The sequence below is a fragment of the Burkholderia puraquae genome (genome assembly GCF_002099195.1).
Classification (GTDB): domain Bacteria; phylum Pseudomonadota; class Gammaproteobacteria; order Burkholderiales; family Burkholderiaceae; genus Burkholderia; species Burkholderia puraquae.
Genome location: NZ_NBYX01000027.1, coordinates 77,489 through 86,298 on the forward strand (window position 1 = coordinate 77,489; position 8,810 = coordinate 86,298).

11 protein-coding genes and 2 pseudogenes are annotated in these 8,810 nt (G+C 65.3%); 7 read left to right on the top strand and 6 right to left on the bottom strand.

Going from position 1 to position 8,810, the window contains the following annotated elements; translation table 11 throughout:
- The first annotated feature begins 75 nt into the window (after positions 1 to 75).
- Together tssK and icmH are read left to right on the top strand one after the other, a co-directional pair.
- Positions 76 to 1,422 (top strand): type VI secretion system baseplate subunit TssK, encoded by a 1,347-nt coding sequence (gene tssK, locus B7G54_RS33205; protein ID WP_069255602.1) that lies wholly within the window; start codon positions 76 to 78, stop codon positions 1,420 to 1,422.
- Positions 1,419 to 2,201 carry a type IVB secretion system protein IcmH/DotU gene (icmH, locus tag B7G54_RS33210; protein WP_085042951.1) on the top strand — a complete coding sequence of 261 codons (783 nt, stop codon included), beginning with the start codon at positions 1,419 to 1,421 and terminating at the stop codon, positions 2,199 to 2,201. Before tssK ends, icmH begins: the two co-directional genes overlap by 4 nt.
- Positions 2,202 to 2,290: 89 nt before the next feature.
- Here icmH and B7G54_RS33215 read toward each other — a convergent pair whose 3' ends face one another.
- Together B7G54_RS33215 and B7G54_RS40275 are read right to left on the bottom strand one after the other, a co-directional pair.
- Entirely contained in the window at positions 2,291 to 2,608 is a 318-nt protein-coding gene (locus tag B7G54_RS33215) for a DUF7716 domain-containing protein (RefSeq protein ID WP_085042952.1), read from the bottom strand.
- 329 nt (positions 2,609 to 2,937) lie between these two features.
- A pseudogene (locus tag B7G54_RS40275) lies at positions 2,938 to 3,042 on the bottom strand (RHS repeat-associated core domain-containing protein); the annotation flags it as partial.
- A 200-nt stretch (positions 3,043 to 3,242) separates the two neighbouring features.
- Here B7G54_RS40275 and B7G54_RS33220 point away from each other — a divergent pair.
- Entirely contained in the window at positions 3,243 to 4,043 is an 801-nt protein-coding gene (locus tag B7G54_RS33220; protein ID WP_085042953.1) for a transporter substrate-binding domain-containing protein, read from the top strand.
- Between the two features lie 59 nt (positions 4,044 to 4,102).
- Here B7G54_RS33220 and B7G54_RS33225 read toward each other — a convergent pair whose 3' ends face one another.
- Positions 4,103 to 4,306, bottom strand: coding sequence for a hypothetical protein (locus B7G54_RS33225; RefSeq protein WP_085042962.1), 204 nt, complete (start codon positions 4,304 to 4,306; stop codon positions 4,103 to 4,105).
- A gap of 353 nt (positions 4,307 to 4,659) precedes the next feature.
- Positions 4,660 to 5,202 (bottom strand): DUF6622 family protein, encoded by a 543-nt coding sequence (locus B7G54_RS33230; RefSeq protein WP_085042954.1) that lies wholly within the window; start codon positions 5,200 to 5,202, stop codon positions 4,660 to 4,662.
- Between the two features lie 477 nt (positions 5,203 to 5,679).
- Here B7G54_RS33230 and B7G54_RS33235 point away from each other — a divergent pair, with 477 nt between their 5' ends.
- The 4 genes from B7G54_RS33235 to B7G54_RS33245 all read left to right on the top strand — a co-directional run bounded on the left by B7G54_RS33235 (position 5,680) and on the right by B7G54_RS33245 (position 8,201).
- On the top strand, positions 5,680 to 6,702 hold the full coding sequence (locus tag B7G54_RS33235; protein WP_425266532.1) for a sensor histidine kinase: 1,023 nt from the start codon (positions 5,680 to 5,682) through the stop codon (positions 6,700 to 6,702).
- Between the two features lies 1 nt (position 6,703).
- Positions 6,704 to 7,438: a LytR/AlgR family response regulator transcription factor gene (locus B7G54_RS33240; protein WP_085042956.1), complete on the top strand. Its 735-nt coding sequence runs from the start codon at positions 6,704 to 6,706 to the stop codon at positions 7,436 to 7,438.
- Positions 7,439 to 7,594: 156 nt separating this feature from the next.
- Positions 7,595 to 7,789 carry a hypothetical protein gene (locus B7G54_RS38820; protein ID WP_133059240.1) on the top strand — a complete coding sequence of 65 codons (195 nt, stop codon included), beginning with the start codon at positions 7,595 to 7,597 and terminating at the stop codon, positions 7,787 to 7,789.
- A 25-nt stretch (positions 7,790 to 7,814) separates the two neighbouring features.
- Positions 7,815 to 8,201 (top strand): hypothetical protein, encoded by a 387-nt coding sequence (locus B7G54_RS33245; protein WP_085042957.1) that lies wholly within the window; start codon positions 7,815 to 7,817, stop codon positions 8,199 to 8,201.
- Between the two features lie 120 nt (positions 8,202 to 8,321).
- On the opposite strand, the gene B7G54_RS33250 is transcribed toward B7G54_RS33245, so the two are convergent.
- Both B7G54_RS33250 and B7G54_RS33255 read right to left on the bottom strand, forming a co-directional pair.
- Positions 8,322 to 8,579, bottom strand: a complete 258-nt coding sequence (locus B7G54_RS33250) for a PAAR domain-containing protein (RefSeq protein ID WP_080741844.1) — start codon at positions 8,577 to 8,579, stop codon at positions 8,322 to 8,324.
- Positions 8,580 to 8,593: 14 nt separating this feature from the next.
- Positions 8,594 to 8,810, bottom strand: a pseudogene (locus B7G54_RS33255) (hypothetical protein); the annotation flags it as partial.

The following is an 8,810-nucleotide window of genomic DNA, read 5'->3' on the forward strand; positions in this document are numbered from 1 at the left end:
GAGTTAACAATTGGCGATTTAATTCGGGCACGAACAAATCGATTACATCGCAACGCGACATTAACCGGATTTGACATGAGTTATTCGGCCAAGGTGCTGTGGGGGGAAGGGCTGTTCCTCCGGCCTCAACACTTTCAGCGACAGGACGCGTACCACGAAGCGCGCCTGTTCGAATCGATCCAGGCGATCCAGCCTTACAACTGGGGCGTGCGCTCGGTGCGCATCGACCGCGATGCGCTCGGCAGCAACGTGCTGCGGGTGGCCGAGCTCGCGCTCGTGTTCCCGGACGGCGCGCTGTATGCCGCACCGCAGGCCGACGACCTGCCGCCGCCGATCGCGCTGGACACGCTGCCTGACGGCATCAACGAATTCGTGTTCTATCTCGCGCTGCACCCGCTGCGCGAGAACGGCACCAACTACAGCGACGATCCGGCCGCCGGCTTCATGACGCGCTTCGTCAGCGAACAGACCAGCGTCGCCGACAACTTCACCGACGCCGCCGAAGCCGACATCACGTTCCTGAAGACGCAGGTCAAGCTGATCGCGCACAGCGAACCGCGCGACCAGCTGCTGTCGGTGCCGCTCGTGCGCGTGCGCCGCACCGCGACGTCCGGTTTCGAGATCGACGACAGCTTCGTGCCGCCGTGCCTCGCGATCGACGCATCGCCGATCCTGCACCAGCGGCTGCGCCAGCTCGTCGACGCGCTGCAGGCGAAGGTGAACGCGCTGTACGGCTTCCACCGCGAGCCGTCGAAAAACATCATCGAGTTCCGCTCGGGCGACATCGCGTCGTTCTGGCTGCTGCATACCGCAAACGCCGCGTTCGCGACGCTCGCGCACCTGCACCAGCATTCGGCGCTGCATCCGGAGCGGCTGTTCCAGGAACTGCTGCGCCTTGCGGGCCAGCTGATGACGTTCTCGAAGGGCTATACGCTCGCCGACCTGCCGGTGTACCGCCACGACGATCCGGGCCCGAGCTTTGCGCGTCTCGACCTGATGCTGCGCGAACTGCTCGACACCGTGATCTCGACGCGCTACTTCGCGATCACGCTCGACGAGGTGCGCCCGTCGTTCCACCTCGGCCGCCTCGATTCCGGCAAGATCGACGACAAGACCGAGTTCTACCTGGCGGTGTCCGCGGACATGCCGAGCGTCGAGCTCGTCGATGCGGTGCCGGCCCGCTTCAAGGTCGGCGCCCCCGACGACGTCGACAAGCTCGTGCTGTCGGCCATGCCCGGCGTGCGGCTCTCGTACACGCCGCAGGTGCCGCCCGCGATTCCGGTGCGCCCCGGCGCATGCTACTTCGCGCTCGATTCGCGTAGCCCGCTGTACGAGCGCATGCTGCAGGCCCAGTCCGCGATGATCTACGCGCCGACTGGCATCAATGACCTGAAATTCGAACTGATCGCGGTCACATCATGAGCTACGCGCCTTCCCTGTTCGGCGACAACGCGCCGGCACCGATGCATACCCCGGCGTCGACGGACGCCTCGTTCCAGGCCCGCTCGCTGCTCGACCTGCTGTACGACGGGTTCTTCATGCTGTTCCTGCTCAAGAACGGGCGGGAGCCGGAGAGCGCGGGCGAGTTCAGCACGCGGATCCAGGAGTTTTTGTCGGACTTCGAGCGTGGCGCGAAGAAGCTGAATATCGCTGCTGAAGACGTGTACGGCGCAAAATTCGCGTTCTGCGCGGCGATCGACGAAATGGTGCTGTCGTCGCAGTACAAGATCCGCACGGAATGGGAACGCAGGCCGCTGCAGCTCGTGCTGTTCGGCGAGCAGCTCGCGGGCGAGAAGTTCTTCCAGTATCTCGAGGATTGCCGCGCGCAGGGGGCGGCGCGGCTGCAGTCGCTCGAGGTGTTTCACATGTGCCTGCTGCTCGGGTTCCAGGGCAAGTATCTGCTGGAAGGGCCGGAGAAGCTGGCTTACCTCACGGCGCGGCTCGGGGACGAGATCGCGCATATGAAGGGCAAGCGGGCGGCGTTCGCGCCGCATTGGCCGCTGCCGGATCAGATCGCGCATCGCTTGAAGCGCGAGGTGCCGGTTTGGGCGATCGGGGCGGTTTTTGCTCTTGTCGCACTGCTCGGATATCTCGGGCTGAATACGTATCTGAAGGACAAGACGCTGCAGGCGTTGGCGCCTTATTCGCAGGTGATCAAGGTCGGGCCGGAATCGGCTAATTTGACGATTTCGTTGCCTTGAGGGATAGGCATTCGTTCGAATGCTGATGCCCCGTGAAAAAGGATCGCACTGGCGGTCCTTTTTTGCTGTGGCGTGGTGCGCGTGCCTCTTCAGAGCAGAATGAACTCGTCGTTGTCGACGTAGAACACGAACGCATCGAACAATTGCGCGACGGTCGGTTCGTCGACCTGGTCATGCGCGTCGATCACGATGTCTTCGATCGTCGCGCTGTTCAGCGTGACGCGCCAGCCAGGGTGCGGTGCGACGGTGGGCGGTGTGTCGGTCTCGCGGTCGTCGGCCTCTTCGGTGAATGCGCCTTCTGTATCGAGCGTCCACGGCGTCGGCGGCAGGCAGAGCCATCCGGAGAAATCGCCGGGATGTTCGAGAATGTGTTGCAACGACACTTCGGTCGTGGTGGTGGTCGACATGGGTATTGCGGTGGTAACGGGACTGGAGTCAATGCGCAGGAGCAGCGATGTAGCAGGTGCACGAAAGGGCCTGCGTCGCGGCACTCGTGTCAGCGAGCCGTGATTATGCCAATTCTCGGTCCGTGAGACTGGCCGGCGCCTGTTGGCCGCCCGTCGCCCCCAAGCAAGTCAGTCGAAACGCGGCCGACCTGAAGCGGCCGCGAACATGACGGTCGGTCCCGGGAGTGTACGCTTCGAGCCAAATACCGCATGATGGGCTGCTGAGACAAGGGGATGCCGAGCTGCCGACGAATATCTCTCAGACTTGACCGACGAGACTTACCGCACGGATCGCAAGGGCAGCGAGCAAGGCCGAGCGGGTCGATCCACCCTGTTGGGTTGTCGGCATATTGATAGACGTTGAGCCCGCCGGCCAGCCCGATCGGGTCCTTGCTCGATCAGCCCGCGTGCCACGCTGGCGGACGGCAACCACGCCCGCCGTCCGGCACATCGATGAAATCGATTGCAATCAGGGCCAATTCCGGTTTCGGTGCCGCCCGGTTGCGAGTAGTGTCTACGTGCCTGTATTGCGGCCCGCCGCGCCCACCCGGCGCCCGGCGCTCCCCCACATCACGCTGACCACTGGAGATCTGCGATGAAACGTTCGAAGTTCCTGCTCTCGGGCCTGCTGCTCGCGTCGGCCCTCGGCTTCACGGCCGTCGCCGCGCACGCGGACGACCTCCTCGATTCAGTGAAGAAAGCCGGCGTGCTGCGCGTCGGCCTCGAAGGCACGTATCCACCGTTCAACTCGCGCGGCACGTCGGGCCAGCTCGAGGGTTTCGATGTCGACGTCGCGAACGCCGTCGCCGGCAAGCTCGGCGTGAAGACGCAGTTCATTCCGACCGAATGGAGCGGCATCATCGCTGGCCTGCAGGCCGGCAAGTTCGACGTGATCGTCAACCAGGTCACGATCACGCCGCAGCGCAAGGAAGCGCTCGACTTCAGCCAGCCGTACACGTACTCGGCCGCGCAACTGATCCAGCGCAAGGACGACACGCGCAACTTCAAGTCGCTCGACGAATTCAAGGGCAAGAAGCTCGGCGTGACGCTCGGTACCAACTATGACCAGATGGCGCGCACCGTACCGGGCATCGAGGTGCAGACGTACCCGGGCGCGCCGGAGAAGCTGCGCGACCTCGCCGCAGGCCGGATCGAGGCGACGCTCGACGATCGCCTGATGCTGCCGTACATGATCAAGACGTCGAACCTGCCGCTGCGCGCGGGCGCGGTGCTGAACGGCGGCAAGCAGGAAATGGCGATCCCGTTCCGCAAGGGCAACCCGAAGTTCGAAAAGGCGGTCAACGACGCGCTCGATTCGCTGCGCAAGGACGGCACGCTGAAGAAGATCTCGATGCACTGGTTCGGCAGCGACGTGACCGTGCCGGTCGCGCAGTAAGCGGCCCGGCGCTTCAACGCGTCACGCCCTTCGTCTCGATGAAGGCGTGACGCGCCCCTTCAGGCCGCTTCGTCGAAGCGCGCCAGCAGCATCTGGCCAATCGGTGTCAGCGCCGGGCGCGCGGCCACGGCGTTCAGGCGCACCTGCGTATCGTCGACCAGCCGCTTCTCGACCAGCACGGCGAAGGCCGGATTCGACGGATCGACGCTGTCCGGCGCACGCGCAATGCGCAACAGCAGCGAGAATTCATGCGGACTCAGCATGGTCCCTGTCTCCTGATCGTCCGCGATCCGGTTCGAACCGGCGTCGATCGTATTTTTGAATGAAATGGCGCGATGCATGACCGCCGCGCCGCCGGGAGCGAGATCCCGGCCGGCCCGCCTGCGACGCGGGCACGTCGTCGCGAGCGGGTTGCGCACGTCCTGAATCCGGCGATGCCGCCGCGACGGGAACGTGCAACCTTATGGGCGCACCGTGACGTGACCGTGACAGGAAACGGGGTGCAAATCGGGGCCCGTCACATGCCGTTTCGGGTCGACGCCGCCACGATCGACGAAGACGGGCCGTAGCGCCTTTCAGGCTGTCAGGTGCCCGCTCGCAGGCCGTTTCGCACCCTTCATCGCGGATCGACCGAATACGGGAAACTCCCACGCCCCGATCCGCTCGCATCGCGCACGCAGCGCACGACCACGTTCACCGCGCGCCCGAGCGTCATCCCGACGAGCACGCCCCATACCGCGAACGACAGCATCGCGAAGCCGCCTGTCGCCGCCCACGGCGCGTGCACGGCGACCGCGTAATGGATGCCGGTTTCGGCGACGAACGTCAGCATCAGCGTGACGAGCAGGCTCGCGTCGCCGGGCAAGCGCACGCGCAGGCCCGACGGGGCCGGACGGTACTCGAGCCGCCACCGGCTCGCGTGCAGCCAACCCAGCGCCGTGCCGGCGAGGACGGCCGCCAGCGCGATCGCGTTCGCGTCGACGCCGGCATGCGGAAAGAGTCCGTTCAGGCTGACGATGCCGAGCATCCCGAACGCGACCGGCGAGATCAGCGGACGTGCAGCCGGCACCTCGCGCGGGAAACAGCGCTTGATGCCGATGTAGAGCAGCACGCAGAACATGACGTACACGTAAGGCTTCAGGTGAAGGAGTGTGGACATGGTCGGAGTCGCCTGATCGGAGTGGATACCGCAACACCGTACTGCCCGATCCCGGCAGGCGGCGTGACTTGCGACGGGGGGCCGGAATTCGCCGACGAGTTGCGCGTCGCGGCGACAATCGTTCGGTGGATGGGAAAGACTCACGCGCCATCGAATCCGGCGGCCGGCGACTTCTGAACCGAAAGGGTCAGCTTCACCGCACCCGCCGGCGCTTCGTGCTCGACGTGCAACCCGCAACACCCGGTGCCCCTCCCGTCCCCCCTTCCACTACACTCGTAACGGAAACCGGCCAACCGTCGGCAGCCGAAGCGCTTCGTCGAAGCCGCGCGCCGTTCGTCGCAACGCGCACGCAGTCGGCCCGACTAGCAGTAAAGTCAGGCCATCAGCGCATCGCGCGCCCCCTCACCCGACACCATGCGAGCCACGTCCGACCCTTCGCCGCTTCGGCAGCCACCCGCCGGTGCCCCGCCGCGGCTGCTGCGCGATCCGGCCGCGCTGCTCGCGTTCGCGTGCTTCAACTCGGTCGTCGGCCTGGGTTTCTGGGCCATCCACTTCAACGAACCGCTGCTGCCGTACCTCGTCGTCGCGAACGCGATTGGCTTCTGCGCGCTGCTGTTCAGCTACGCCGCCGACCGGCTGCTGCCGCGCCAGCCGGGGCTCGCGCTGAAGACCATCGTGATCGCACCGGCCAGCGTGCTCATCGGCTTCGAGATCTCGGCGGCGCTCACCAGCGGGAACGTGCCGCACGTGTTCGGGCGCGCCCGCATCGGAACGTGGGACAACTACGGGCCGTCGTTTCTCATCTCGGCGATCCTGTTCGTGTGCGTGTCGCTGTTCGTGCAGTCCATGCGCATGCGTGCGACGCTCGAGACCGAGCGCCGCGAAGCCGCGGAAGCGCGCCAGGCCGAAACGGCTGCGCGCCTGGCACTGCTGCAGGCGCAGATCGAGCCGCACTTCCTGTTCAATACGCTCGCGAACGTGCAGAGCCTGATCGAGCGCGATCCGGCCCGTGCATCGACGATGCTCGACAGCCTGAACCGCTACCTGCGTGCGAGCTTGCGACGCACGCGCGATGCGACGTCGACGCTCGGCGAGGAGCTCGAGCTCGTCGAGGCGTTGCTGAAGATTGCGTCGATCCGGCTCGGCGAGCGGCTTTCGTATGCGATCGACGTGCCGACGGATCTGCACGCGCTGCCGTTCTCGCCGCTGTTGCTGCAACCGCTCGTCGAAAATGCGCTGCTGCACGGCATCGAGCCGTCGATCGACGGCGGCGTGATCGTGATTCGCGGCAGGATGCGCGGAGACAGCCTCGAACTGAACGTGATCGATACGGGCGTCGGCCTCGGTAAAGGCGACACGCGCCTGCATGGCGGCGTCGGGCTCGCCAACGTCGCCGCGCGCATCCGGACGCTGCACGGCGAGCGTGGCCGCGTCTGCGTCGAGACGAATACCGCCGCCGCACATGGCGTCACCGCTATCCTGCTGATTCCGATCGACTGACATGCCGACCGCCCTCATCGCCGACGACGAACCGAACCTGTCCGCCTCGCTCGCGCAGCGGCTGGGCCAGCTCTGGCCCGATCTGGACATCGTCGCGATGCCGCGCAACGGCATCGAAACGCTGGCCGCGCTGAACGCATCGCCGCGCCCGGACATCGCGTTTCTCGACATCCGGATGCCCGGCATCGACGGGCTGAAGCTCGCTGCGCTGGTGCCCGACGTGCATGTCGTGTTCGTCACGGCCTACGACGAATATGCGGTCGACGCATTCGATCGTGCAGCGGTCGACTACCTGCTGAAGCCGGTGACGGACGAGCGGCTGCTGCGCTGTATCGCGAAGCTGCAGCGCGGCGGGCCGGCCATCGCGCATGCCGATGCGCTCGCGCAGGCGGCACAATCGAGAGAGGCGACACCAATCCGCTGGCTGACGGTAGGCGTGAAGGATGCAACGCGGCTCGTGTCGGTCGACGACGTGCTGTATTTCCAGGCGTCGGAGAAATACACGGAAGTCGTCACGGCCGGCGAACGGCTCGTGATTCGCACGCCGCTGAAGGAACTGATGCAGCGGCTCGATCCGGAGCGGTTCGCGCAGGTGCATCGCGGCGTGATCGTTGCGTATGCAGCGATCGATCGCGTCGAGCGCGACTTGCTGGGAAGGTTGCGGATTCGCGTGCACGGGCAGCGGGAGATGCTGCCGGTCAGCCGGGCGTATGCGGGGTTGTTCAGGCAGATGTGATCGGTGTTTGCTTGCGGCGCGCGTAACAAGGTTACGTTCCGACAAAGCGTGGACGACGCGTTGGCAGGCTGCACCACATCCAGCACAATCACGCGATCACGTTGCGCTCGACTGCATTACGTCGAGTTGGCACGACGTCTTCCCCACAGGCCTGCCATGAAAACAATGAAAACACTGCGTGGATTGACGACATGCGTGGTTGCGGCGCTCGTCAGCGGCTGCGTCGCCACGCCTAATCTCATCGGCAAGAACACCGCGGGCATCGCGCCGACAGAAGCGACCGCGATCCTGGTCGTCGTGGACGGCAAGGCATTCGGCAGCGAAGGGCGCGTATCTCGCCGGACTGGGTGATGGCATCCAGGCTGCACTGGCCGATGTGCCGACGAAAGTCGTCGAACTGGACGAGATGAAGTTCGTGAATCCGGTCCCGTCGGCACTGCGGGCCATGCGACCGAGTCACACGATCCGCCTGTTCACGGAGTCCGCGACGGCGCGCTACGGCACGGCCATCAGCGCGACGTGGCAAATGGAGGTATCGAATGTGACGACGGCGCTTGTCCCCGCGACCGGCGACAAGCCCGGCGGTACCCGTTACACGATGAAGCCGATCTACAGGGCGCGCGCCGATGGGGAGACGTGCCTCGATTCGGACAGTCTCGCGAAGAAATGCGGTGCGGCGATGGGGAAGCTGTTTGGCGATACGCTGCGCGCCGCGCATGTGGTGCAGATCCGGACGGAGACGCAAGCGCAGCCCGCCAACTGAAGGGCAGCATGGAAATGACGAAGGGCTGCGCAAGCATCGTGCAGCCCTCCGCTGGACAAGGATACGGGTAACTGACCGGAACCCTCTTTCACCTCGACGTGACTGTCCGGGTGGCTCGAATCACGAGCGTCCCGACGTCGGCAACGATGAAATCAGAACGGCGCCGCATGAGGTCTTGTGACCTTCGAACGCCGCGTGCGCCCCCTCGATGTCGAACTGCCCGTCGCCCTCGACGACAACGCACGGTCCATGTAACGGGCACGTGCAACGGTCACCGACACGTGCAGGCGCACGCCCCATGACATCGCTGTTTGACGCGCCTGTCTCGACATAGCCACCGTGACTGTGGACATCGCCCACTCGAATGATTCCCCGCATGGTCGGTTATCCGGTCAGTAGGAATAGCCCTGCATGCCGTAGTTGGTGTCGTGACGGCGGCCCCACCACGGCAGATACGCATTGTTCTCGCCCCGCGCACGGAACCAGTCCTTGTCCGGATCGATCGCCGTGACTTTCGACGGCGGCACCACCACTACCGCCGTCGGGTGCTGCGCGTCCGTCGTCCCCGCCACCAGCACCTTCTCGCCAAGGTGATTCGCCCGCCCGATC

What these genes read in the sequence shown, in the direction of transcription:
- tssK (WP_069255602.1), top strand. Translation starts at nt 76, where the DNA reads ATGAGTTATTCGGCCAAGGTGCTGTGGGGGGAAGGGCTGTTCCTCCGG.
- icmH (WP_085042951.1), top strand. Translation starts at nt 1,419, where the DNA reads ATGAGCTACGCGCCTTCCCTGTTCGGCGACAACGCGCCGGCACCGATG.
- B7G54_RS33215 (WP_085042952.1), bottom strand. Translation starts at nt 2,608, where the DNA reads ATGTCGACCACCACCACGACCGAAGTGTCGTTGCAACACATTCTCGAA.
- B7G54_RS33220 (WP_085042953.1), top strand. Translation starts at nt 3,243, where the DNA reads ATGAAACGTTCGAAGTTCCTGCTCTCGGGCCTGCTGCTCGCGTCGGCC.
- B7G54_RS33225 (WP_085042962.1), bottom strand. Translation starts at nt 4,306, where the DNA reads ATGCTGAGTCCGCATGAATTCTCGCTGCTGTTGCGCATTGCGCGTGCG.
- B7G54_RS33230 (WP_085042954.1), bottom strand. Translation starts at nt 5,202, where the DNA reads ATGTCCACACTCCTTCACCTGAAGCCTTACGTGTACGTCATGTTCTGC.
- B7G54_RS33240 (WP_085042956.1), top strand. Translation starts at nt 6,704, where the DNA reads ATGCCGACCGCCCTCATCGCCGACGACGAACCGAACCTGTCCGCCTCG.
- B7G54_RS38820 (WP_133059240.1), top strand. Translation starts at nt 7,595, where the DNA reads ATGAAAACAATGAAAACACTGCGTGGATTGACGACATGCGTGGTTGCG.
- B7G54_RS33250 (WP_080741844.1), bottom strand. Translation starts at nt 8,579, where the DNA reads ATGCGGGGAATCATTCGAGTGGGCGATGTCCACAGTCACGGTGGCTAT.